Origin of the sequence: Cyclobacterium xiamenense, assembly GCF_009467825.1 — a bacterium.
GTDB lineage: Bacteria > Bacteroidota > Bacteroidia > Cytophagales > Cyclobacteriaceae > Cyclobacterium > Cyclobacterium xiamenense.
On sequence record NZ_WIOK01000035.1, the window covers coordinates 1 to 22,746 of the forward strand.

General features: G+C 48.0%; 23 protein-coding genes. 6 read left to right on the plus strand and 17 right to left on the minus strand.

The annotated features are described in order from the left end of the window. Positions 1 to 191: 191 nt before the first annotated feature. The 3 genes from GCU44_RS19700 to GCU44_RS19710 form a co-directional block, all read right to left on the minus strand. Positions 192 to 725 carry an META domain-containing protein gene (locus tag GCU44_RS19700; RefSeq protein WP_154858937.1) on the minus strand — a complete coding sequence of 178 codons (534 nt, stop codon included), beginning with the start codon at positions 723 to 725 and terminating at the stop codon, positions 192 to 194. Positions 726 to 888: 163 nt separating this feature from the next. Next, positions 889 to 1,437 carry a ferritin gene (locus GCU44_RS19705; RefSeq protein WP_092178740.1) on the minus strand — a complete coding sequence of 183 codons (549 nt, stop codon included), beginning with the start codon at positions 1,435 to 1,437 and terminating at the stop codon, positions 889 to 891. 91 nt (positions 1,438 to 1,528) lie between these two features. Next, the gene (locus tag GCU44_RS19710; protein WP_154858939.1) at positions 1,529 to 3,415 is read right to left on the minus strand and encodes a CocE/NonD family hydrolase; all 1,887 of its coding nucleotides are present in this window, start codon (positions 3,413 to 3,415) and stop codon (positions 1,529 to 1,531) included. Between the two features lie 187 nt (positions 3,416 to 3,602). On the opposite strand from GCU44_RS19710, the gene kdsB reads away from it, so the two are divergent. After that, positions 3,603 to 4,337 (plus strand): 3-deoxy-manno-octulosonate cytidylyltransferase, encoded by a 735-nt coding sequence (gene kdsB / locus GCU44_RS19715; RefSeq protein WP_154858941.1) that lies wholly within the window; start codon positions 3,603 to 3,605, stop codon positions 4,335 to 4,337. A 150-nt stretch (positions 4,338 to 4,487) separates the two neighbouring features. Here kdsB and GCU44_RS19720 read toward each other — a convergent pair whose 3' ends face one another. Then, complete coding sequence (locus GCU44_RS19720) at positions 4,488 to 5,201, minus strand: 16S rRNA (uracil(1498)-N(3))-methyltransferase (RefSeq protein ID WP_092178775.1); 714 nt, start codon at positions 5,199 to 5,201, stop codon at positions 4,488 to 4,490. A gap of 109 nt (positions 5,202 to 5,310) precedes the next feature. On the opposite strand from GCU44_RS19720, the gene GCU44_RS19725 reads away from it, so the two are divergent. Next, the gene (locus tag GCU44_RS19725) at positions 5,311 to 5,784 is read left to right on the plus strand and encodes a GAF domain-containing protein (RefSeq protein ID WP_154858943.1); all 474 of its coding nucleotides are present in this window, start codon (positions 5,311 to 5,313) and stop codon (positions 5,782 to 5,784) included. On the opposite strand, the gene GCU44_RS19730 is transcribed toward GCU44_RS19725, so the two are convergent. Then, positions 5,781 to 6,947 (minus strand): acyltransferase family protein, encoded by a 1,167-nt coding sequence (locus GCU44_RS19730; protein ID WP_174238279.1) that lies wholly within the window; start codon positions 6,945 to 6,947, stop codon positions 5,781 to 5,783. The two genes, GCU44_RS19725 and GCU44_RS19730, sit on opposite strands and share 4 nt — an antisense overlap. Positions 6,948 to 7,117: 170 nt before the next feature. Between GCU44_RS19730 and GCU44_RS19735 the strand changes: the two genes are divergently transcribed. The 3 genes from GCU44_RS19735 to GCU44_RS19745 all read left to right on the plus strand — a co-directional run bounded on the left by GCU44_RS19735 (position 7,118) and on the right by GCU44_RS19745 (position 10,714). Beyond that, positions 7,118 to 8,521 (plus strand): Gfo/Idh/MocA family protein, encoded by a 1,404-nt coding sequence (locus tag GCU44_RS19735; RefSeq protein ID WP_154858945.1) that lies wholly within the window; start codon positions 7,118 to 7,120, stop codon positions 8,519 to 8,521. Positions 8,522 to 8,623: 102 nt separating this feature from the next. Beyond that, positions 8,624 to 9,379 (plus strand): glucosamine-6-phosphate deaminase, encoded by a 756-nt coding sequence (locus tag GCU44_RS19740; RefSeq protein WP_154858947.1) that lies wholly within the window; start codon positions 8,624 to 8,626, stop codon positions 9,377 to 9,379. Between the two features lie 12 nt (positions 9,380 to 9,391). Then, on the plus strand, positions 9,392 to 10,714 hold the full coding sequence (locus tag GCU44_RS19745; RefSeq protein ID WP_154858949.1) for a sugar MFS transporter: 1,323 nt from the start codon (positions 9,392 to 9,394) through the stop codon (positions 10,712 to 10,714). Here the strand turns inward: GCU44_RS19745 and GCU44_RS19750 are convergent. The 12 genes from GCU44_RS19750 to pdeM form a co-directional block, all read right to left on the minus strand. Next, positions 10,711 to 11,304, minus strand: coding sequence for a nucleotidyltransferase family protein (locus tag GCU44_RS19750; RefSeq protein ID WP_154858951.1), 594 nt, complete (start codon positions 11,302 to 11,304; stop codon positions 10,711 to 10,713). The genes GCU44_RS19745 and GCU44_RS19750 overlap by 4 nt on opposite strands. Before the next feature lie 3 nt (positions 11,305 to 11,307). Further along, entirely contained in the window at positions 11,308 to 12,768 is a 1,461-nt protein-coding gene (locus GCU44_RS19755) for a hypothetical protein (protein ID WP_154858953.1), read from the minus strand. Between the two features lie 11 nt (positions 12,769 to 12,779). Beyond that, on the minus strand, positions 12,780 to 15,590 hold the full coding sequence (locus tag GCU44_RS19760) for a TonB-dependent receptor (protein WP_394366503.1): 2,811 nt from the start codon (positions 15,588 to 15,590) through the stop codon (positions 12,780 to 12,782). 306 nt (positions 15,591 to 15,896) lie between these two features. Beyond that, positions 15,897 to 16,241, minus strand: coding sequence for a gliding motility protein GldC (gene gldC / locus GCU44_RS19765; protein WP_092178748.1), 345 nt, complete (start codon positions 16,239 to 16,241; stop codon positions 15,897 to 15,899). A 60-nt stretch (positions 16,242 to 16,301) separates the two neighbouring features. Continuing rightward, positions 16,302 to 16,967, minus strand: coding sequence for a 3-oxoacid CoA-transferase subunit B (locus GCU44_RS19770; protein WP_154858957.1), 666 nt, complete (start codon positions 16,965 to 16,967; stop codon positions 16,302 to 16,304). Between the two features lie 6 nt (positions 16,968 to 16,973). Next, the gene (locus GCU44_RS19775; protein ID WP_092178750.1) at positions 16,974 to 17,672 is read right to left on the minus strand and encodes a CoA transferase subunit A; all 699 of its coding nucleotides are present in this window, start codon (positions 17,670 to 17,672) and stop codon (positions 16,974 to 16,976) included. Further along, positions 17,662 to 18,615: a bifunctional riboflavin kinase/FAD synthetase gene (locus tag GCU44_RS19780; protein WP_154858959.1), complete on the minus strand. Its 954-nt coding sequence runs from the start codon at positions 18,613 to 18,615 to the stop codon at positions 17,662 to 17,664. Before GCU44_RS19780 ends, GCU44_RS19775 begins: the two co-directional genes overlap by 11 nt. Continuing rightward, complete coding sequence (gene truB, locus GCU44_RS19785; RefSeq protein ID WP_241685038.1) at positions 18,602 to 19,303, minus strand: tRNA pseudouridine(55) synthase TruB; 702 nt, start codon at positions 19,301 to 19,303, stop codon at positions 18,602 to 18,604. The genes GCU44_RS19780 and truB overlap by 14 nt, the downstream gene beginning before the upstream one ends. Beyond that, the gene (locus GCU44_RS19790; protein WP_154858961.1) at positions 19,291 to 20,085 is read right to left on the minus strand and encodes an undecaprenyl-diphosphate phosphatase; all 795 of its coding nucleotides are present in this window, start codon (positions 20,083 to 20,085) and stop codon (positions 19,291 to 19,293) included. Before GCU44_RS19790 ends, truB begins: the two co-directional genes overlap by 13 nt. Continuing rightward, complete coding sequence (locus GCU44_RS19795) at positions 20,085 to 20,291, minus strand: DUF3098 domain-containing protein (protein WP_092178754.1); 207 nt, start codon at positions 20,289 to 20,291, stop codon at positions 20,085 to 20,087. Before GCU44_RS19795 ends, GCU44_RS19790 begins: the two co-directional genes overlap by 1 nt. A gap of 4 nt (positions 20,292 to 20,295) precedes the next feature. Beyond that, positions 20,296 to 21,186: a cell division protein FtsX gene (locus GCU44_RS19800; protein WP_092178755.1), complete on the minus strand. Its 891-nt coding sequence runs from the start codon at positions 21,184 to 21,186 to the stop codon at positions 20,296 to 20,298. A 42-nt stretch (positions 21,187 to 21,228) separates the two neighbouring features. Further along, complete coding sequence (gene pdeM / locus GCU44_RS19805; RefSeq protein ID WP_241685039.1) at positions 21,229 to 21,912, minus strand: ligase-associated DNA damage response endonuclease PdeM; 684 nt, start codon at positions 21,910 to 21,912, stop codon at positions 21,229 to 21,231. Positions 21,913 to 22,135: 223 nt separating this feature from the next. On the opposite strand from pdeM, the gene GCU44_RS19810 reads away from it, so the two are divergent. Continuing rightward, the gene (locus tag GCU44_RS19810) at positions 22,136 to 22,741 is read left to right on the plus strand and encodes a hypothetical protein (protein WP_154858964.1); all 606 of its coding nucleotides are present in this window, start codon (positions 22,136 to 22,138) and stop codon (positions 22,739 to 22,741) included. Positions 22,742 to 22,746 lie beyond the last annotated feature (5 nt).

Here is a 22,746-nt window from a genome sequence, read left to right on the forward strand (position 1 = left end):
CAATAAAAACAATAAGATAAATTGGCAGTTCACTACTGCCGATTCAAGGATAAAATTAAAAAGACTTTATCCGTCAATTTACGATTAACATAACACTAGCTGAATTCATAGGCAAAGGTTTTTTGGGCCAGTCATCGTGTACAACTGGGCAGTACAGGGCACATGTAACCTCTACCAATAGCAAACCTTGCTTAATAAAGCGAAGGACGGTTTAAGGCCAGAATTTTTGGAATAGAAAAAGGATGACTTTGGTTATCGTCCAGTTTCTTCATCTTCATGATTTCCAGATTGCCGCAGGAAAACGAAAGCGTTCCTTCGTCGTCGATTTTAAAGGTGTGTGCGGACTTGAGTACGGTTAAAAAAATGTCTTCACCATCTCCCTCGCACCATTTTTCAGTCATTCCCTGAAATCCCAAAACATCAATACCGTTTCCTTCCAAATAGGTAAGGATGCTAAAGATGTTGCAGCCGGTATGGCCCACCGCTGTTTTGTTAACGGTATCAAAATAGAGCGTGGGCTTCTTGTCCGGAAATAGTTCATCAAAAGGCTTGAACTTGTCGTAGATGTAACTCAACTCCCAAAGCCCTTCCAGGTCCTTTTGGGAAGTGGATTTTTGTGCGCGTTCAGGAAATGGCTCGACTTCTACGATATCCGGTATTTGGGCAAATCCCAAACCTGCCAACGTTGAAAACAATACCATCCATATAGGGAATATTTTTTTCATGGTTATTGGGTTATTGTTAAGTGAAATATACCAATTAATTAAGAAGATTAAAACGAATTCGTCAAAAATTAAGCCATTTCCCCAATGCTGTATGGGAAAAATAAAAAAAAGACCCTTTAGGACGAAATACGCTAAAGGGTCTATTACAGAAACTGCTAGTAAATCAAGGTTGGCTATCGGTAGTGGCGTGCAATTTGCCCAATTCCTGATCAATGGTCCATAGACCAATCCCTTCCTCTCCGATGATGTCAAATATCTCGAGGGCTCTTCTTGCCAGCGTTTCTTCCTCACGTTGTTCGGTGACGTACCATTGCATGAAACTGAAGGTTGCAAAATCCTTCACATTGAAGCAATGGTCAACGATTGTGTTGATCGATTTGGTGACTTCGATTTCGTGTTCCAGAATCAATTCGAATACTTCCCGCAGCGAATTGAAGTGCTGGCGTATGGACGTTATCTCTGGTTGAATGGCATGTCCACCGGCTTCGTTGATGTAGCGAAACAGTTTCAGCATGTGACCCCGTTCTTCTTCTGCATGATCGTAGAGGAATCGGGCTGAATTGGTAAACCCCTGCATATCTGCCCAGGAGGCCATGGACAAGTAGTAGGCAGAGGATTTCCCTTCCATTTCCACTTGTTTATTGAGCTTATTCTCGGTGTCGATTAGTAAGGACCTTTTTAAGGTGACGATTTCTTTCTCTGTCGTTTTCATAGGTATATACGCTGTTTTTATCGGATGTAAAATAACAATTTTTCCAAGCCGAATACGTGTTGTACGCGGAAATCCGCGCGAAAGTTTCCAATTATTTACCCGAAGGCAAAACCATCAGGTTGATTTTACTGGGAAAGTCCTCCGTATGAAATACCTTGTGGAGGGCTTTGACGAAGTCACTGTCTTCGGCTTCGAATATATTGGGCACGTATTTTTGGGGATTCCGATCGATCAGTGGAAACCAGGTGCTCTGGATTTGAATTTGAAGTTTGTGGCCCTTTTTGAAGGTATGGTATATATCCTGGAGTTTAAAATCCACATCCGTAATCTGATCGGGCACAAAGGGTTTCGGATCGGAAAAACTCTCCCGGTACCTACCCCGTATCACCTCAGAACGCACCATGAGATGGTAATTTCCCATGTCAACGCCGTCTAAAACGTATTCGTGGTTGGGGTAGTCCCCTGGAAATACATCTATGACCTTGACAATCCAATCGGCATCCGTTTGAGAGGTAGCTACTTTAAGTTGAGCGAGTACCTCGCCGGCTACCGTAAGGTCCTCATCTAGCACAGGTGTTTCGAATGTCAGTACATCGGGTCGCCTCGCGGCAAAGCGCTGATCGTCGGCCATGTATTTTCTCGGGGTAAAGGTTAATTTGATATCCTGTGTATAGGGAACCGGATTGGCTGGGTCGGATTCGAAGGAGGAGAAGCGGTTACCTTCGGGTAAATCGGTTGATAACCCGCCGTTTTGTTGTAGAAAAAAGCTTTCCCAGCTGCTTTCTTTTGGCGGCCAGGTATCGAATTGATCCCATTCGTTGGTGCCCGTATTGAATACATAGGCCTCAGGAAGGCGCGTATTCTTATCCCCTTCTCCTTTTAGAAAATGGGTGAAAAATGTATATTCTACCTCTTTTTGGTACCAGGTGGAAATGGAATCACCAAAATACATGTTGGACACGGTCTGATGGCCTCGTTCCCGGGACCAATCCCCATGGGACCAAGGGCCCATAACCAGGGTATTGTAGGTGTCGGGATTGTTTTTTTCAATGGTCTTGTATATCGTAAGTGGGCCATACAGGTCTTCCGCGTCAAACCAGCCACCCACGACCATCACTGCCGGTTTTACGTCTGTCAAATGGGGGATGATGCTCCGTTTTTGCCAGAAATCATTGTAATCCGGATTGGATTTTAGTTGTTGCCAAAAGAAATTATCCGTGCCGTAGTAGTTGTCTGCGTTTTTTAGGGAACCCATGTCCATAAAAAACTGGTAACCGTCGTTGGTGCCGGGGTTGACCATTTCGTACCAGGCTTCGTCTGTTGGTCCCTCTTTTTGATATCCAAAAACGGAAGTCGCCAACCAGTAACTCAGAAAATAGGCACCATTGTGGTGAAAATCATCAAAGTAAAAATCGCCGATGGGTGCCTGAGGAGAAACGGCTAGCAGGTTCGGGTGGGCGTAGGGCAGGGCCGCTGCACTGTAAAAGCCGGGATAGCTGATTCCCCATTGTCCTACTTTTCCATTATGATTGCTTACATTCTCAAGTAGCCACTCAATCGTATCGTACGTGTCCGTGCTTTCATCGATTTCGTTTGGATCGCCCGTGCGTTCGCCTACGGTTGGCCGCATGTTATCGTACCGACCTTCCGACATCCAGCGGCCGCGTACATCCTGGTAAACAAAAATATAACCGTCTTCCATAAGAAACGGGGAAGGGCCAAGCGTGTTACGCATGGTCCCCTCTCCATAGGGGCCGGCGTTGTAGGGCGTTCGCTGCATCAGAAAGGGGTATTTCACCGAGGTGTCTTTGGGACTGTATACCACGGTGCGCAGTTTTACCCCATCCCGCATTGGGATGTCGTATTCGGCTTTCACGTAATTTTCTCTTACGTAATCATCGCTTTGTGCCTGGGAAAACGACACGGAAAGTAGCATCCATGCGCCCAATAGCACCATTCTGGTAAGTGTTCGTCTCATTTTTGTTTGTTAGTTTACACGTAGTCCTTTTAGAAACGCTTCCTTTTTTAAAAGGTTAGAACTTCAATTGGATTAAAAATGATTAGTTTTGTTTAACCTTTTTTCGATGAAACGGATTTTTCCGCACGTTGGGCAAAAGGAGCACATTTCCTATTCAGGGATAAAGTTAAACCAGTAATTCAAATAAATGAAAACCGTTGCACTAATTCCTGCACGATTTGGCGCCACCCGCTTTCCAGCCAAATTGTTGGTTGATTTGAGGGGGAAGCCGTTGATCGCCCGAACATACCTGAGCACCCTGGCCACCGGTGTGTTTGATGAGGTCCGGGTGGTCACCGACCATCCGGACATCGCCACTGCAATCGAACGGGAAGGGGGGCAGGTATACCGCAGTCTCCGGGAGCACGAAAGTGGCTCCGACCGAATTGCCGAAGCTGCGGCATCCCTGGATGCTGACCTTATCGTAAACGTTCAGGGGGATGAGCCCTTTCAGGATAAAAAATCCCTCTCCGATTTGGTTGCCGCCTTTACAGACGACAGGGTATCCGTAGCCTCCCTAATGGCACGGATTTCCGACAGGGACCAGGTGCAAAACCCAAACCTTGTGAAGGTAGTCACCGATGCCCGTAACTTCGCCCTCTACTTTAGCCGTTCGCCAATCCCCTACCAACGCAACGAGGAATGCAGCCCTGATTATTTCAGGCATATCGGTATCTATGCTTACAAAAAAGCGCTGTTGATGAAATTTACTTCCTGGGAAAAATCAGCGCTGGAAAAGGTGGAAATGCTGGAACAGTTGCGTTTGCTGGAAAACGGCTACGCGATAAAGATGGTAGAGACCAGTCATCAGGCCATTGCCATCGATGTGCCCGAAGATTTGGATCGGGCTCTCCGGTATTACGATTCCCTATACCCCTCTTAATGCAGGATTTGCCCACTGTTTCAAGGCCGGATCCCTACCGTAATGGCCACCTGAGTCGGGAGGTGGTAATGGATGCAAATAAGGCAGAGTAGGTGTATATCGAAGCGCATTTCCAGGTCGTGAATAGGTTTATGTACCTTCCGCCTGCCATTAGCCTTTGGACACGTTGACCAAGTGCAGCGTGTGTACGGCCACCAATCCGGCAGTTTCCGTTCGCAACCGGTGTTTGCCCAGGGAGCAGGATTTGTAGCCCATGTCCAGCGCCTGCCGGATTTCTCCCGGGCTAAAATCTCCCTCAGGTCCGACCAAAACAAGATATGAGCGGCCAGGTTTTGCCAATTCCAGCAAATGGCTGGTATTGTCTGTGTCCAGATAGGCAATGTATCGTTCGTAGGTTTCAAAAGTTTTATCGGATACAAACTCCTCAAACGATCTCATTTCGTTCATCTCAGGCAGCCAGGCTTTAAAGCTTTGTTTGCAGGCCGCAACAATTTTTTTTGAAAGGCGATCCAGATTGACCTGATTTCGCTCAATATGGGTGGTTTTCAGAAAGGTAATTTCATTAAACCCCACTTCGGTAATTTTTTCCAACATCCATTCGATCCGATCTGTATTTTTTGTTGGAGCGATGGCCAGATGGATATGGAATTTTTCCGGAGGACTAAACTCCTGTTCGATGATTTTCAGGCGACATTTTTTTGGATGATTGCTTTCGATCATGCAGGTAAAAAAAGAGCCTTTCCCATTGGTGAAAAGCACGGTGTCTCCCGCATTTTTTCGCAACACCTTGACCAGGTGATGGGACTCCTTTTCCTTCAGGTCAAAGGTTTCTCCATTAATTTGTTCCTCAAAAAAAAGTTGCATTCCTTCCGTCGTTGTTTTGACGAAATTATGAAATTCCGGGCAAAAGGAAGGAAGAAAATCCCTATAATTGCAGGTATAACCAATCGAGAACCCCAAATACACCGAATCCATGAACACAGAAGACTTTATTGAATCCATAAAAAACGCGCCACATGCGGATTGGCAAGCATGGTTGGAACAAACCCTTTCGCTGTTTGATTGCGTCACCGGGACGCTGCACACACTGGAACCGGCTTCCGACGAGTTGGAATTGAAAGCCATGCAAGGTATTCCCGATTTTTTATTACCGAAAATGAGCCGCATCCCGGTAGGGAAGGGGATGGCCGGTATCGCTGCCGAGCGGAAAGAAGCGGTGCAGGTATGTAACCTTCAGACGGATGAATCAGGCGTGGTACGTCCAGGCGCCAAAGACACCAAAGTAGAGGGCGCCATCACCGCACCCATGCTTTGGCAAGGCAAACTTTTTGGCACCTTGGGGATTGCCAAAAAAGATCCCTACGAATTTACCACGGAGGAATCCGAAGCGCTGATGGGCATTGCAGCGGCCATGGCTTTGCACCAGCTGCGATCTGCCGCTCGCTAAACCTTCACAAATAGCTTGAGTCGGTACAGGATATAGAGGAATACCCATACCAATAAGAATGCACCGAAAGCCTGAAAAACAGCGTGCCATTCCTCCGGTAATGGGGCGTATAATCCATAAAATAGTTTCCTGCTGGTGAAGCCAAAGTCAATGAAGCTGTACGCAAAATAAATGGTTAGCGAGTTCAAGCCGATTACCTGAAAGAAAAAGGCCCACTTTCTAATTTTCCACACATCGATGACCCAGTAAAAAGCCAGCAGAAACAAGAAAGCCATTCCTGTGGTCAACAGGATAAACGAACTAGACCAAAGGTGCTTGTTGATAGGGAAATGCAATCCCCAAAGTAGCCCCAGTGCAATGCCGGCAATTCCACCAATGGCCAGGTAGCTTCCTTTTCGCTTGTCCAACCAGGCTTTTCCGATTACCTCCCCGGCCAGGGTTCCAAAAAGGGTTAGACAAAGTGCAGGAAATTGGGTCAAGATTCCCAATTCATCGTAGGTCACCTGATGCAATCGCCCCGGAAGAAAGGTCCGGTCAAACCATCCAACCAGATTGCCTTCAAAACTCAGGTCTCCGGTTCCGTATCCCGGCACCGGTATCAGGTACAAGGCGGCGTAATAAAGCAGCAAAATGACCATACCGGAGGCCAGCCGTTTGTAAAAACCCATGTTCAGGTAAAACCAGGTAGCCACAAAAGTAGCCAGCCCGATTCTTCCCAAAACGCTTCCCAGTCGAATTTGGGCAGGTTCAAAAAAAGGAACGGGAGCGTTTTTGTACAGCATCCCCAATAGGATCAGCACAATCATTCTGACGAAGGTTTTTCGGTACAGCGTACCATTCGACAGGCCCAGGGACTTTCCTTTGTTCAGCGAAAAGGTCAGGGATACACCAGCAATAAATAGAAACAGTGGAAAAATAAAATCATAAAACGTAAAGCCATTCCAGGCCGGGTGCGTAAGTTGATTGGCGATCCAATCGACGGCACCGATTCCTGTTTTTCCTTTGAGTAAGACAAGAAAGGTCCCTCCCCCCGCAATTAACAGCATGTCAAATCCCCTGAGGGCGTCAATTGATAGCAGACGTTTGGAAGCAGTAGGAGCAGCCGAGACAGGAGAACCCATTTCCGGATCTTTTCGGATCTCGCTGGAAGAAGAAATACTCATGATTACAATATTAGGTGAATGGTGAGTTTTTATCCGATTATCTTAAGTTTGGATGGAATCCTTCCAATTTATTTTATTTATTTGGAATTTAAAAGTATTTTTAATTTCTGCATCTCCAAAAAAAAGGAGACAGCTGAATGCATTTTGGTAATCAACGACAAATAATGGGTATGAAAAAGAATCGGAGAACCTTTTTAAAAATAGGAAGTTTGGCAGGCCTTTCGGCGCTATCGGGTTGGTCCTCAGAATCAACCGGAGCCACACGACGAACGAATACCACGCGTAATCCGGCAAACGTCAACATGAGCGGGTACGCAGCTCCCGCATTGGATACCGTGCGCATTGGTTTTGTGGGACTCGGAAACCGGGGACCTGGAGCGGTGGTTCGCATGAGTAAAATCGAAGGAGTAGAAATCAAGGCACTGTGCGATCTACGCCCGGAACGTATCCGCCATGTGGAGCAGCTTCTTGAAAAGACCAATCACGAACCCGCCACCTATACGGGCACGGAAGATGCCTGGAAGCAAATGTGTGAGCGGGAAGATCTGGATTTAATTTACATTGCCACTCCCTGGTACCTGCACACACCCATGGCCGTTTATGCCATGGAGCAGGGCAAACATGCAGCGACCGAAGTGCCCGCAGCCATTACCCTGGAGGAATGCTGGCAATTGGTAGAGGTCTCTGAAAAAACCCGCAAACATTGCATGATGCTGGAAAACACCTGCTATGATTTTTTCGAGCTTCTTACCTTAAATCTCGCCCGTCAGGGGTATTTCGGGGAAATCATTCACGGTGAAGGGGCGTATATCCACGACATTTTGGAGGGGAATTTTTCCAAAACGAAGTACTTCGATATGTGGCGACTCAAACAGAATATGCGCAATGGCAGTCTTTATCCCACCCATGGGTTGGGCCCGGTTGCGCAGATCATGAATATCAACCGCGGTGACCGAATGGACTACCTGGTGTCGGTGTCCAGCCGGGATTTTATGATGGGAAAAATGGCCGGAGAGCTTGCCGAACGAGACGCTTTTTACAAGCAATTTGCCGGCAAAAGTTACCGGGGTAACATGAACACCACCACCATCAAAACCCAGCTCGGAAAAACCATCTTGTTGCAGCACGATGTCACCTCACCCAGGCCCTATTCTCGTTTGCATACCATTAGTGGAACCAAAGCCTATGCGCAAAAATACCCGGAGCCGGGAAAAATCTCCGAAGGGCACGAAGGCTGGCTATCAGCGGAAGCCATGCAGGCATTGGAGGAAAACTTCCAACCGCCCATCGTAAAAAAAATCGGGGAATTGGCCCGGCAAATTGGCGGTCACGGCGGGATGGATTTCCTAATGGACTGGCGAATGATTGATTGCCTGCGCAACGGTATTCCCCTGGATATGGATGTATACGATGCGGCTGCATGGAGTTCCATCGGCCCGTTAAGCGAATGGTCTGTAGCCAATAGGAGCGGGGCGATCGATGTACCGGATTTTACCCGCGGGGCCTGGAAGCAAAATACACCCGTAGACGTGGAATTGACCAAGGGTGGGACGACCAATATCCTTGCCGTCTGATACCCCGGCTGACAGGAAATAATCGCCACGAACCGAAATCCATTTGGAAATCCATGGTTTTTACCCCATTTTGAACGCTTGGTTTAATTATAATTTGTTTGAATGAAAATTTATAAACGCAAAGACCCGGTAGCCCTGGGAAATGCTGCCGGAATTCAGGCTGCAGAAGCGATTCGATCCGCCATAGAATTACACGGCAGCGCTACTATCATCCTCGCCACTGGCACCAGTCAGTTTGAAACCCTGAGGCAGCTATTGGCGCAGACAGCTATCGACTGGACAAAGGTCACAATGTTTCATCTGGACGAATACCTCGGATTGCCGATGAGTCATCCGGCCAGTTTTAGAAAATACCTCAAAGAGCGATTTCTGGACCAGGTGCCTGGCCTTAAGGCCTATTACCTGATCGATGGGGAAAAGGATCCTGCGGAGGAAACAAAGCGGCTCAGCGAACTGATTCAAAAACATCCGATTGACGTGGCGCTGGTTGGTATTGGGGAAAATGGACACTTGGCTTTTAATGATCCTCCGGCGGATTTTGAAACGGAAATGCCCTACCTGGTTGTCGACCTGGATGAAGCTTGTCGAAAACAGCAGTTCGGAGAAGGTTGGTTTCCCAATCTGGAAGCCGTACCGGCGCAAGCCATCAGCATGTCGGTTCGCCAGATAATGAAAGCAAAGAAAATCATTTGTTCCGTACCGGATTCCCGCAAGGCCGCTGCGGTAAAAGCCTGCCTGGAACATGCGCCGGATCCCAGGTTTCCAGCGAGTATTTTGCAGGAGCATCCGGATTGTTCCCTGTACCTGGACGAGGCTTCTGCTTCACTTTTGCCTTCTTCCACAGCCCTAAGCGAGTAGCCAAGCCCCATCATGCCCAAAACCCAAACCGTAGAAGTAGGTGCGCTAAGCCAGCGGCAAACCTATCAGTCCATCGCAATCATTGGTGGCTTGTTCTTTATCTTTGGATTCGTTTCCTGGGTAAATGCTATTTTGATCCCGTATTTCAAAATTGCCTGTGAGTTGAATAACTTCCAGTCCTACCTGGTAGCCTTTGCCTTTTATATTTCCTACTTTATTTTCTCCGTTCCAGCCTCGTACTTACTAAAAGCCGTAGGCTTTAAAAAGGGAATGATGGTAGGGTTTTGGGTCATGGCGTTGGGCGCCTTTGTCTTTCTCCCGGCAGCCATGGGCAGGACCTACGAACTGTTTCTTTTGGGACTGTTTTTGATCGGAGCAGGTTTGGCGGTTTTGCAGACCGCTGCCAATCCCTACATCACCATCCTCGGTCCCCAGGAAAGTGCTGCCCAGCGAATCAGCATCATGGGTATTTTGAATAAAGGAGCTGGGATTTTAGCACCGCTGATCTTTGCGGCGGTTATCCTTCGGGTATCGGACGATCAGATTATTTCGCAACTTCCCATGATGGACGTATCGGAAAAAGATCAGTTTCTGGATGAATTGGTTCGCAGGGTGATGGTTCCCTATGCAGTTGTAGGTGCTGTTTTGGTTCTTTTGGGTATTTTGGTTCGTATTTCCCCCTTGCCCGAGATCAATACCGAAAATGAGAGCGAAGCCGTCTCTCAGGCGAATGCCAATAAATCCTACATCCTTCAATTTCCCCATTTGATCCTCGGGGCATTCGCAATTTTTCTGCACGTGGGGACACAGGTGATCGCCATTGATACCATCATGAGCTACGCCATTTCCATGGATATATCCCTGCTCGACGCAAAAGTGTTTCCTTCCTACACCTTGGCGGCCATGATCGCCGGTTATATTTTTGGAATCATCGTGATTCCACGTTACCTGTCCCAGGTGACGGTCCTTAAATCGTTTACAACCATGGGGCTGTTGTTTACGGCATGCATCCTTGGACTGGGAGGGGAGGTGTCGTTTCTGGGCATGCAGGTGGATATTTCTATTTGGTTCGTCGTATTGCTCGGCCTGGCCAACTCACTTGTATGGGCAGGGATATGGCCCCTTGCCCTGGATGGGCTGGGAAAATTCACGAAGTTGGGGGCGTCCATTTTGATCATGGGCCTTTGCGGCAATGCCATCTTGCCCATGGTGTACGGCTACCTCGCCGACACCATCGGATTGCGGGAGGCGTACGGAGTGCTGATTCCCTGCTATCTATACCTGATGTTTTACGCGTTCAGAGGCTATCGCATCCGGAAATGGAGCAAAGTTTAGTCAAAATGTTTCCAGTTCGATTCGTTTAGCGCCTGTACATCTTCGGGCGTGTCAATGTCTATCCTGGCTGCTTCCAGGGGTACCCAGTCAATCGCATTAGGTTTGGCTTGAAATAGCTTTTTTGCACCCTGCCCGTCCTCCAGACGATGCAAATCCGGAAAACAAGCCCGATCGAAAAGGGCTGGAACCCCGTAGGAATTCTTGTAAAAGGTAGCGATCATGGGATACGCTGTATGCGCTTTTTTCGCTAACAGGGCTTTTAAATGGGCTATTGGCACTAGCGGTTGATCGGAAAGTAGAATCAGCAGCTGATCAATCGATGGGTCGACTTCCAGCGCAGACAAACCGGTTTTTATCGAGCTTCCCATCCCTTTTTTCCAGGCCATGTTGCGTACAGTAATGAGCCCAGGCTGAGCAGGTAGATCAAAACAGTAGGCACCTTCAACCACAATTACTGGTCCACAATTCAATTTTAGAGCCATCGTTACTGTTTGCTGAAGCAAGGAAGTACCGCGGTATGCTACCAATTGTTTTGGTTTCCCAAGTCTGCTGGAGTTGCCCGCGGCCAATATGAGGACACCCGTACGCACGGATTACCGGGGAAGATCGTTTCCCATGTAGGCATTGGGATTTGCTAACGGAATGGTGCTTCCCCATTTTTGATTGATGGCTTCGATAAAGTGATTGGCCAGAAAAGCGTTAGCTCGGGCGTTTGGGTGAATGCCATCGGTGGAGAAGCCTCCGTTTGGAGGAATGATGGAATTGGAAAGTGGGACAGTACCTGCGTTGACAGTACCCTCTGCAACCCGATTCATCAGATCCCGTACATCTACCAGTACCAACCGATCCGGTTCCAAAGCGACCGCAGACTGGATGATCTGGTTAAAAGTATCTATCTTCTCGGCAAGCAGGGCTTGTTCGGAAGGCAACAAGACAAACTGATCGCCTAATGGAATGGTAACGCCTTGTATGGCGGAAGCGTTGCCGCCCACTACCTGCCCCAGCACCTGCGCAGCAGTCAGGCTTACTTTATCCTGGGCGTTGGTCAGTCGTATGGAGGGAATTCCGAGCTCCCGTAGATCGGTGAGCGTTTTATCTTCGATGACGAAACCATTTTGGCCGGCGGTAAACGTAATTTGCCGGAGGTCTTTTTCCGATTCGCTGAGAAGGCCGGATTGCTGAACCCCATCCAACACCTGATTGTATTGGGTATAGGCGCCATTAGCCAGGGAGGCAAGTGCAGAAGAGAGGGGCAGCGCGTTCCAGGGGACGGTACTAAAGAAGGGCAGGGAATTGAGGTCGGGAATGTTGCCAACGGCCCCATTTGCCTCGGGGTTTGCCCGGAGCATGGCGCCCAAAGCGGTTTGGTAGGCTTGTAAAAAATCCTGATCATCGGTCAATAATTCGGGGACTGCCCCTCCCGCAATGGCAAATGGGAGCACGTCATTTTTACCTAACCAGAACACGAAAAAGGTGCCCCCATCTGCGAGGGCAGCTGCCGCATCTCCGACCAGCGTAGAGGTGCCGGGATTGCTGGCAAATCGAGCATAATGGGGATTGAACAGCGGGTGGTTGGGATTGCCACTGTCGCCGGCTTCTGGAAACAAGGCACCTGCCAGGGAAATCCCGTTGACACCAAAATTATTGATACTGGATTTGTCTCCGGTAAAGGGCCCAATTGGATTACCCGGTACAATGGGTTCGGGGGTAATCGACCCGCCGTTTACGCGCAATATGAGTCTTCCCAAGAGTTGGCCAGGCGGACTTAAAATAAAGGAACCTACTTCGGCATCTATCTCAGGTACATTGAACGCTCCTCCTCCGGCAGCCTTCATTTGCTCTGCCAGGATGACGGCAAAAGAGTTTTGCTGAGAACGGTTGTACAAAGCGCCGTCCATTACGCCCGCCGTAATTGAACTACCGATGGTGATCATTTTACTGAAATCAGCCTCTCCGGAATCTGGGGCTGATACGGGTGCTTCCGGGAAGGTGTATTGGCAGGATACCAGCCAGCCAAACGAAAGCAAAAAGAGTATTGAAGGGATCCGTTTCATGCGATACTGGTTTAATTGAGCAATTCATCAAAGGTAAGCGAGACATAGTAAATGGCTCCCAGATTGGGTCCTCCGAAATTGAGGAAATAGCGGTTATTTAAGACGTTGGAGCCTCCCAATTTGACGATGGTTTGCAAGGGCTTTAACCGATAGGAAACCTGCGCATCGAGGTTGTGCACGGCCGGCACATTCCCCTGCGCAAAGGATGACTCCCAGCGAAAGGCAGTCTGGTAGCGGTAGGCCAGGTTAAATCCGATTTTTTCCGTCACTTTCCGGTTACCAAAAACCACATTGGCCTTGTGTTCGGGTGTATTGAATTCAGCAAGGAAACCTTCTTCGAAATCAGTCAGTAATTTATTGAAATTGTAATTTCCCCCAATGGTAAAATTACTCGGCAGGGAATACGTCAATCCGAGCGCCAGCCCATGAGCCCGAACGACCCTGTCCACGATATTTGTATAGGTTTGAAAGGTGTTTTCTTGTCCGGGTATGGTTATGGGGGTTAGTAGGGAAGGAGCATTAACGGCGTTGATTGCCCCCTGATCAGAAGTCGGTGCCGCACCCGGGAATACCGGTCCGGGAGCCTTCCGAACGGCTGTTTGGGAAATAAAGTCGTTGTAAATGTTGTAATAATACGCCATATCGACGAGCAGGCGGTTGTTTAGCAAGAGCCCTTTGTATCCCCCTTCAATAGAATTTACCTTTTCCGGCCTCAACGCAGGTAGATCAGTGACCTGCTCTAGCAAATTCGTGGCCGATGCGGCTACCGGACTCGCTCCCCCTGCCACGGCTTCGGTGTACCGCTGCACAGAAGTTAGGGAATAGGCATTTTCAAAAACGGCATATTTTTCCCGGTAATAGGGCAAACCGGCAATCAACCGAGCCGACACGACGTTCAAATCAATGTGTTGGGCCTGGGTGGTAGGCATCCGGAATCCCGTTTGGTAAGAAATTCGAAAATTGTTGTTTCCCTCGGTGTAGACCCCCGATATTCGGGGGCTAAACTGCCCGTCAAAGTTTTCGTTCTTGTCGTACCTGACAGAACCGGTGACTTTGAGTTTGTCTTCGACGAAGCGCTTGGAAGCCTGGGCAAAGGCTCCAATTTCGGAAACCGAAATATTGTTGCCCGCTACATCAGCAAAAATGGTCCCGTTTGAACGGAGGTCATAGACCCGGTAGGAGGCACCTGCCTGGAGGTCCATAAAATCAATTTCGTTTTTAAAGTCGTATTGCCCCTCTGCCATGTACATGCGGGATCGGTCGTTAAACAACGAACCCTGCGGAATGAAATCCGCTCGAATAGTGGTCTCGGCCTGATTAAACTCAGCACTACCGGGCAGCAAACGTCCCTGGTCAGCCTGGGTACGGGCAAATTGATGCGCTTCTCCCTGTTGGGCGACGGTTCCCAGAGAACCGGGGGCTACCTGTTGAAGCGCGAGCGCACCCATGTAATTCAGCGCGTATTCTCCAAACCATTGTGCATTGCCTTTCCACTGATCATTTATATTTACCCCGGTAAGATCGGCAATGTAGGAATCACCCGAATTTCCCCGGGTGGTATAGCCTCTAACGAAATAATTGTCTGCTTTCAGCTCCAATTTATGTTGCGTGATGGAAAAATTATTCAAAGAGTACCGCTGCGCACCGGTATAGACCGAAGTGCCTGCACCGTAATTCAAGGTGTAAGACAGCTCTGACTGATCATTTACCCGGAAATGCAGGGCACCACTTACTTTGTAATTTTTAGCTCCGTAATCCACGAGTTCGCGTTCGTCGTAGCCCGTCCGCGAAACCACCTGATCCGGGATACTCCCAATGTAGCCGCCCAACCCCAGTAGGCCTGCCTGCTGTTGTATGGCAGCCACGTTTCGCAACAAACCGATATTATTGGACACCTCGTCTCCGAATACATGGACGCGGTTCTCGCCCGGATTAAAGGGTAATTCCCCCTGGGCCGACTCGTTGAGATCTGTCTGGTCGGTTCCGTACCAGTCTTCCGCCTCCATGAAGGAAGCACTGACCTTGAAGGCCAATTTATTGGAGAAAGCCTGCGCATACCGAATGGCTCCTTCAAACATCGGACGTGGAGAACTTGGTTCGCCGGGCAAGCCATTGATGTGATTAAGCCCTTGCTTGTAAGAGGCGCTTAATCCCTGGTATTCAAAAGGGCTTTTGCTATTGATCAGCAACATACCATTAAAGGCATTGGGGCCATAAAGTGCCGAAGAGGCTCCGGGGATAAATTCCACACTTTCAACATCCAATTCAGAAGGGCCATTTAAGTTGCCAATTGGGAAGTTAAGCGAGGGGGCCTGGGTGTCCATTCCGTCTATCAATTGGACAAACCGGGTATTTCCAGTGGAGTTAAAACCCCGGGCATTTACTATTTGGAAATTAATGGAGGTACTGGTAACATCTACGCCTTTTAGGTTAGCGATGGACTTGTAATAGGAGTCGCTTGCGGCCTCTCGAATAGCCAAAATATCCATTTTTTCTATAGAAACGGGCGATTGCAGGATGCTTTCTTCAACCCGGGATGCGGAGACTACGACTTCCTGTCCCAAAAGACTTTGTTCTTCCAGGCGTATTTGCAGGTTATTTGTGTTGGCTTCCGTGATCGCTAACTCCTGGCTTGCGAACCCAATCATGGAAAAAATAAGCGTAAGCGGAGGGGCTTGGTTTACCTCTAGGGTAAAATTCCCATCGTTATCCGTGATGGTACCGATCACTTTACCTTTAACAAGGATGTTTACACCGATTAGCGGCATGCCGGACCCGGACTCTGTAACGGTACCGGAAATTTCGGTGCTTTGTTGGGCCATTGCTGACAACTGTACTCCTGCTGCCAGATAGATCCATACCAAAAGCACGGTATAGAACGATTTTAGGGGTTTTACCATTTTTTTACAGCTAAAGGTCAAACAGATTACAAGCAACGTACACCTCCGAGTGGGATTTTGCGGCAGTTTTAGTTTCGTTACCCCAATCTCCATGGCAGATTCCTAAAAAACAATTGTGTTCATCGACCGCGCTTTCCCGAAAAGAGGTTGCTTTTCGACTTCACTATAGAATCAAAGCCTATACACTCCATTCTCAAAACGAAAGTAAAGGTATTTTTGTTGCGGCTATTATTTTTTTTGGTTTTTGTTTTCTTCGTTGACGTGGGTAACAAGTCGGTCACAGAGCGATTTTATTTCTTCGGAGAAATACTCGTCTCCAGTACTGTTCAGAATGGTCTGCCCCATTCCTCCTAAAATATCGATGTAAAAGCGTTTCATTTCTGCAACCGACATGTCGTTGGTCCACAAGTCAATGCGCAAGGTGCTTTGGTTTAAGTTGTCCCACACATTTAGGCTGATACTACGGGTAGATTCCAGCCCCTCCGCTTCTTTGTCCGAAGCATCCCATTCAATGCTTTTGGGCAGGTTTTGATCGTCCAGTTCAACGGAGAATTTTATTTCTGACTTTTTCATTTTTTGGTATCTGGTTTTGAGGTTGCAAAACTAACAAAGAATACCGAAAGTTGACTATTCCTATTTGGCAAAGCCGGTCATTTCGGGAATTTCTCCTTTGATCACCAAGCGACCCTCTGTTTTTTGCCGAATCTCGTCCAGGTCAACGCCGGGAGCTTTTTCCACTAATTTGAAACCGCCCTCCGGGAGAATGGAAAAAACCCCCAAGTCAGTAAAAATCTTGTGCACACAGCGAAGGCCCGTCACTGGGAATTTGCATTGTTTTTTTAGTTTCGAACTACCGTCTTTGTGGCAATGGCGCATGGCCACAAAGAGTTTCGCATTCGACGCCACCAAATCCAGCGCTCCGCCTACTCCCTTTATCAGGCTGGAAGAAATTTTCCAGTTGCTGATATCGCCATTTTCTGAAAGTTCCAGTGCTCCCAAAATGGCTACGTCTATGTGGCCGCCACGGATCATGGCGAAGGCTTCTGCGGAATCAAAAAGCGAAGACCCCCGGACCATGGATATGGTTTCCTTCCCCGCATTGACCAGATCCGGATCCATGTCAGCTTGTTTTGGATAGGGCCCGATACCCAACAGACCATTTTCCGACTGCAGGACCACCTGCAGGTGGCTTGGAATGTAATTGGCTACCAGGGTGGGGATGCCGATGCCCAAATTGATGTATTGACCATCTTTTATCTCTCTGGCTATTCGCTGGGCTATTTGTTCTTTGGTTAGCATGGGCTGTTATTCGGGGGAAATGGTCGTTTTTTCGATTCGCTTTTCGTAGTGATCTCCCTGAAAGATCCGCTGTACATAGATACCAGGGGTGTGCACCTGATTGGGGTCCAATTCTCCTGCAGGGACTAACTCTTCGACTTCCGCGATGGTAATTTTACCTGCCGCCGCCATTAGCGGATTAAAGTTTCTGGCGGTACCCCGGTAGATCAAATTACCGGCAGTGTCTCCCTTCCAGGCCTTGATAAGGGCAAAATCCGCTTTTATCCAGCGCTCCAGCAAATACAGCCTGCCATCAAATTCGCGAATCTCTTTTCCCTCCGCCAGTTGTGAGCCGATTCCCGCGGGCGTGAAAAATGCCGGGATACCCGCTCCACCGGCCCGAATTCGTTCTGCCAACGTGCCTTGCGGGATGAGTTCCAATTCCAGTTCTCCCGCTTTGTATTGCTTTTCAAACTCTTCGTTTTCACCTACATAGCTGGCGATCAATTTTTTCACCATTCGTTTTTTGAGCAAGAGGCCCACACCAAAATCGTCCACGCCGGCGTTATTGGATATGCAGGTTAATCCTTTTGGGTTTCGTTCTAGCAATGCCTGTATCGCTGCTTCCGGAATGCCACATAAGCCAAATCCTCCAAGTAAGAGTACGGACTCATCAGCGATGTCCTGGATTGCTTCCGCCGCATTTGCTACTTTTTTATTTATCATTCGGTTTGAGTTTATCCATTCCAAAAAAAGCACGCGCCCGTTCCCGGTCTTTTTCTAATTGCTCCTTTAATCCCTCTAAATTTCCGAATTTTTTTTCCGGTCTCAAAAATTCCAAAAAAGCTACTTCTAGATTTTCTCCATAAATCGTGCCCTCAAACCCCAGAATGTTTACCTCAATATTCTTCATCAGTCCCGAAACAGTAGGTCTTTTTCCGATATTGAGTATCCCACCGAGCTGTTTGGTTCCCAACCGGACCTGGACGATGTATGCACCATCCATGGGAATGAGCTTATCTGGCTCTGCCACACCAATGTTAGCAGTCGGAAATCCGATGGTCCGGCCGATTTTGTCTCCCTCCACGACCGTTCCCTCCAGGGTATAGGCTCTGCCTAAAAACTCGTTTGCAGTGGCGATATCTCCGGCTTCCAGGGCCTTACGGATCTTCGTACTGCTGATGCCCACGTTGTCAATGTCCTCCCGCGGGATCTCTTCCAGTTCAAACTGGTACTGTTGTTGCCTTGCTTTCAAATGTGCAAAGCTGCCTTTTCGGTCTTTTCCGAATCGATGGTCGTACCCGATAACCAGTATGCGGGTTTGGATTTTCTCGACGAGTATAGAATGAATGAAGTCTTCCGAGGGCATTTCGGAAAATGCCCGGGTAAACGGGATACTTAACAGATGATCTATGCCAAACGAAGCAAGCAACCTGGCTTTCTCTTCAAATGTATTCAATAAGCGTACACCGTGCTCTTCCGGAAACAAAATCATTCGGGGGTGCGGCCAGAAGGTGATCAAGACCGTTTCCCCCCCGGTATTCCGGGCAATTCGGCTAATCCGTTTGAGGATTTTTTGATGACCAAGGTGAACGCCGTCAAATGTACCGATAGTGACTACCGGTCGGTTTATTTGTGGGAAATCATCAAGAGATCTATAAATTTTCATTTCGCTCTTTGTAGATTTTGTCGATCAAATCGCCCAATTCCCAGGCTTTTTCCAGCCGAAAATCGCCGATTGCCGTTCGCTTTAATGCAGACAGATAGGCACCTACTTCCAACTTTTCGCCCATATCTCGGGCCAGACTTCGGATGTAGGTACCCTTGGAGCAGCGAATACGAAAATGAATTTCCGGCAGGGTAATCTGTTTGATTTCGAAACTCTTTACGGTAACCGGTCTGGCATCCAGGTGAACCGCGATCCCTTTTCTTGCCGATTCGTATACCCGCTTTCCGTCTTTTTTTATCGCCGAATGCGCGGGAGGAACCTGCAGGATATCTCCTGTCAGCGATTGAGCGGCCGCTAAAATGGCAGAATCGTCGAGGTACGACGGATCCGCGATATCGCGTACTTCCTGCTCCAAATCATAGGAATCCGTGGTCTTCCCCAGGACCAGACTGCCTTCGTATTCTTTTTCCTGTGCCTGGTAGCGATCGATATTTTTTGTTTCCCTGCCTGCACAGATAATCAGTAGTCCGGTAGCTAGCGGATCAAGGGTACCTGCATGTCCTACTTTCTTGACCTTGAGTGCATTTCGAAGTTTTTTTACGACGTCAAAAGACGTCCATTGGTACGGCTTATTGACCAGAAATACCTCACCATATGCCTTTTCCTGAAGCCCCATCAAAATACCCATCCGGAAAGAATGGCCAATAGGCCAACTATTGTGCAGTAAACAGAAAAGTACCGCAACTTACTCCTTCTGACCAATTGAATCATCCAGGTACAGGCAACCAGTCCGGCAAAGAATGCAGCCAAAAAGGCAACTGCCATGGTACCAAATTGCTCGTTTTCATAGCTCAGGGCGCCATCCAGAATATCCTTACCAATTTTCCCCAAAATCAACGGGACCACCATCAAAAAAGAAAACCGGGCCGCCCTGTTTTTGTCGATGCCCAGCAAAACAGAGGTGGAAATGGTCGCTCCGGATCGGGAGATTCCCGGCAACATGGCAAAGGCTTGGGCCAGGCCAATAACGAAGGCATTCCCGTAGGAAACCGGTTTTCCGGTGTTGGTCGCCCGGTCGGCCAGAAAGAGAAGCAGTGCCGTAATCAGCAGCATAAAGCCCACAAAAACCACTTTTCCCCCAAAAAGCTGCTCTAATTCTTCCTCAAAAAACAACCCGATAATGACTGCCGGAATCATGGACAGAATTATTTTCAATGAAAATTGACTTTCTTCGTTGTTTTTAAACTGAAAAAGTCCCTTGACGATGTCGTATACATCCTTTCGAAAGACCACGATTGTGCTCAAGGCCGTTGCAAAGTGAACCACTACCGTAAATAGTAAACTTTCCTCAGGTACGGAATTTCCGCCAAGAAGTGCCGAGGCGATCTCCAAGTGGCCACTGGAGGAAACGGGTAAAAATTCGGTCAGCCCCTGAACGATACCCAGTATCACTGCTTCTAAGAATGTCATTAACTCGTTTTTTTATAAAATATGGCATAAAATTGAAAAAGAAACCCCAACAGTACCACGATCGGGCCGATTGTTAGTCCCATGATACCGAAACCATGCGGCTGTTGATCCAGCCCTATGATCACAAAGCCAATAACAATGACGGCAATGCCTGCCAACATCAACTGGTAATTTTTTTTAGTAAAGGGTAGTTTGCTATCTTTCATAACGTCAGTATAATTCGTCCAGGGACATGTTCAGGTACTTATTGATGGATCGGAAGGTACTCAACCAGGACATGCATGCACCCAGGAGGATCAAACTTCCGAATAAAAGGGCCAGCAATTCGATGTTGTACAATAATTGGAAGCCCTCAATGAAATTTTTTCCGTATTCCAGCAGTGAGAAAATGATCCCGGAGGCAATCAGCCCCGCCAGGGCGCCGTACAAAAAAGAGCGCCAGAGAAACGGACGCCGGATAAATCCTTTGGTAGCACCCACTAATTGCATGCTTCGGATAAGGAACCGTTGAGAAAACAACGCCAGTTTGATCGTATTGCTAATTAATATCACCACCGTAACCAACAGTATCAAAATCAACGTACCCAAAACCAAGCTCACTTTTACCAGGTTTTCGTTTATTGCCGCTACCATATCTTGCATGTAGGTCACTTCAAATACGCCGGGCAATTGCTCTAATTCCTCCACGATGGAAGCGATCCCTTCTGAGGTCTGAAATTCTTCGTTAACGGAAAAAGTGAAGGAATCCCTCAGTGGGTTTTCGTCCAGAAATTGTGTGAAATCTTCGCCTACTTCCTCGATAAAAAGGCTGGCGGCTTCTTCTTTCGAGGTAAAATGCAAGACAGTCTCTGATTCTTTTTTTAGTACATAGGGTTTATCTTCCATTTGCCGGAGCAGTTGGTCTACATCCGATTTCTTTAGGTTTTTTGAAAGAAACACCTGTACCTCGATGTTTTCTCGGATCAGGCTCGTCAGCATTTTGGCCTGAATCAACACGACGCCAAAGATCCCGATCATTAACAAGGAGAGCGTAATGCTAAAAAGCACACTTACAAATTTATAGCTCCCCAGTCGGGTCTTTTTCCGTTGTTTTCTGCTCATTGGAGGTACGTATTCGAATCAAAATTAATCAGGGATATTAACTTAACCAACCTTATTATTTAATTTGATTGGAATCACAGCATCTGAAGTAGTTACCAGGATACAAGAAGCTGTCTCCCGGGAAATTTTCATCAGGCCGGTAAACCGTCCAAAAGCCGGCAAGACCAGGCAATTATTCCGGTAAAAAAAGCAGGGCAAGGTGATGCGCTGTCGACTTTTTCCCTGAATGACCACGCCGGGATGCAGGTGGCCGCATACATTGAGGAAGCCTTTTGGAACTCTTGCCAACGGCTCATGAGTCAGGAGCAATTTTCCCAGTGTCAACGTATCTTCGTGGATCCGAAAGCAGCTGTTGTCGTACATCCGTCTTGGCAAGATATCGTGGTTCCCTTTGACCAGGTGAAAAGAAACGGTATCGTTAAACTCAACAAACTGTAACAATTGCTCCCAAGACAGATTGTGTTCGCTATGAAACAAATCGCCTAAAAATAGACACCGAAGCGGCTTGTAGGTATCGATCAATTGCTGCAATTGCCTAAAGTCTTGGTCATGTACGGTTTCCGGAATCGGAATTCCGGATTTTCGGAAATGCCCTGCTTTTCCAAAATGGGTATCCGCTACCAGCAGACTCTTTTCTTCTTCCAGCCAAAGGGCTTTCTCCTTGAGAAAAACCAGGTGCGTCTGCTGCCACTGCCAAACAAATTTTTCTTTTGTATCGCTTGTCAAGAGAATGTCGAATTCAGACCCAAAGGTACGGGGAATACGAATGAAAGAAAACAGTACTGGCGAAACTTCCCCCCGTTTTGTTCTCTTTGATTCACGTCGGGTAGGGGCGGAGTCGGGAGATAGATGCCGATTTTGGAATAAAAATTGCCTGCTTTACCCAAACCGGACGGGGAAGCGGATCGGTTTTGGCTGCTTCATTTGTAACAAGTTATCCTCACAGCGCATGAAACTCTTTGCTATTTCCTTCTTTTTTACGGTGCTAGGGTGCATTCCAAAGGCAATCTCCCAGGAACTTGAGCTTAGTGCAGGGCTCACATACAAACACCTCCTGGGCGCGCAGCGTCAGGTATTCGAGCCCCTTATGGGTATTGAATTGGCCGCAGCAAGGCAGGAGCAGTCCCCGTTTTCCGCCGATATGGTTGCCTGGGGAGCTACTGTAGGGGTCTTTCGTATGAATACGACAGGCGAAGGAACTGCCGGGCAATTTCAACAAATTGTGGAGACAACCGCCACATTCCGGTACGACCTGTACTACAGCGATGCACTTTCGTTTTTCTACGGGGCGGCCGCTGGTTTCGCGTTTACAAACCTTCATGCGGATCAGCCAGTTTCTTCTTCGGAAAATACAAGCACACAAATCTATACCCGTGGCCTGCTCTCTCCCAATGCAGGAGTGAACATTGAATTTAGCCGTTCCCTGGCACTTTATTACAAGCTGCAATACGACCTGGGCAAGTACTTCGGATCTCAGCCGAATTGGGGAGACCCATCGTCCAAATGGAACCACCGTCTCGGGCAGTCCGCGGGCGTTCGGCTGCGGTTTTGGTAGCCCTC

Coding starts and splice junctions, on each gene's coding strand:
- truB (WP_241685038.1), bottom strand. CDS start 19,303: ATGGGTATTTTGATGGGGCTTCAGGAAAAGGCATATGGTGAGGTATTT.
- GCU44_RS19760 (WP_394366503.1), bottom strand. CDS start 15,590: ATGGCCCAACAAAGCACCGAAATTTCCGGTACCGTTACAGAGTCCGGG.
- GCU44_RS19735 (WP_154858945.1), top strand. CDS start 7,118: ATGAAAAAGAATCGGAGAACCTTTTTAAAAATAGGAAGTTTGGCAGGC.
- GCU44_RS19770 (WP_154858957.1), bottom strand. CDS start 16,967: ATGCTAACCAAAGAACAAATAGCCCAGCGAATAGCCAGAGAGATAAAA.
- GCU44_RS19710 (WP_154858939.1), bottom strand. CDS start 3,415: ATGAGACGAACACTTACCAGAATGGTGCTATTGGGCGCATGGATGCTA.
- GCU44_RS19780 (WP_154858959.1), bottom strand. CDS start 18,615: ATGAAAATTTATAGATCTCTTGATGATTTCCCACAAATAAACCGACCG.
- GCU44_RS19775 (WP_092178750.1), bottom strand. CDS start 17,672: ATGATAAATAAAAAAGTAGCAAATGCGGCGGAAGCAATCCAGGACATC.
- GCU44_RS19705 (WP_092178740.1), bottom strand. CDS start 1,437: ATGAAAACGACAGAGAAAGAAATCGTCACCTTAAAAAGGTCCTTACTA.
- GCU44_RS19720 (WP_092178775.1), bottom strand. CDS start 5,201: ATGCAACTTTTTTTTGAGGAACAAATTAATGGAGAAACCTTTGACCTG.
- GCU44_RS19730 (WP_174238279.1), bottom strand. CDS start 6,947: ATGAGTATTTCTTCTTCCAGCGAGATCCGAAAAGATCCGGAAATGGGT.
- GCU44_RS19740 (WP_154858947.1), top strand. CDS start 8,624: ATGAAAATTTATAAACGCAAAGACCCGGTAGCCCTGGGAAATGCTGCC.
- kdsB (WP_154858941.1), top strand. CDS start 3,603: ATGAAAACCGTTGCACTAATTCCTGCACGATTTGGCGCCACCCGCTTT.
- GCU44_RS19795 (WP_092178754.1), bottom strand. CDS start 20,291: ATGAAAGATAGCAAACTACCCTTTACTAAAAAAAATTACCAGTTGATG.
- GCU44_RS19755 (WP_154858953.1), bottom strand. CDS start 12,768: ATGAAACGGATCCCTTCAATACTCTTTTTGCTTTCGTTTGGCTGGCTG.
- GCU44_RS19800 (WP_092178755.1), bottom strand. CDS start 21,186: ATGAGCAGAAAACAACGGAAAAAGACCCGACTGGGGAGCTATAAATTT.
- GCU44_RS19725 (WP_154858943.1), top strand. CDS start 5,311: ATGAACACAGAAGACTTTATTGAATCCATAAAAAACGCGCCACATGCG.
- GCU44_RS19745 (WP_154858949.1), top strand. CDS start 9,392: ATGCCCAAAACCCAAACCGTAGAAGTAGGTGCGCTAAGCCAGCGGCAA.
- GCU44_RS19810 (WP_154858964.1), top strand. CDS start 22,136: ATGAAACTCTTTGCTATTTCCTTCTTTTTTACGGTGCTAGGGTGCATT.
- GCU44_RS19700 (WP_154858937.1), bottom strand. CDS start 725: ATGAAAAAAATATTCCCTATATGGATGGTATTGTTTTCAACGTTGGCA.
- GCU44_RS19790 (WP_154858961.1), bottom strand. CDS start 20,085: ATGACATTCTTAGAAGCAGTGATACTGGGTATCGTTCAGGGGCTGACC.
- gldC (WP_092178748.1), bottom strand. CDS start 16,241: ATGAAAAAGTCAGAAATAAAATTCTCCGTTGAACTGGACGATCAAAAC.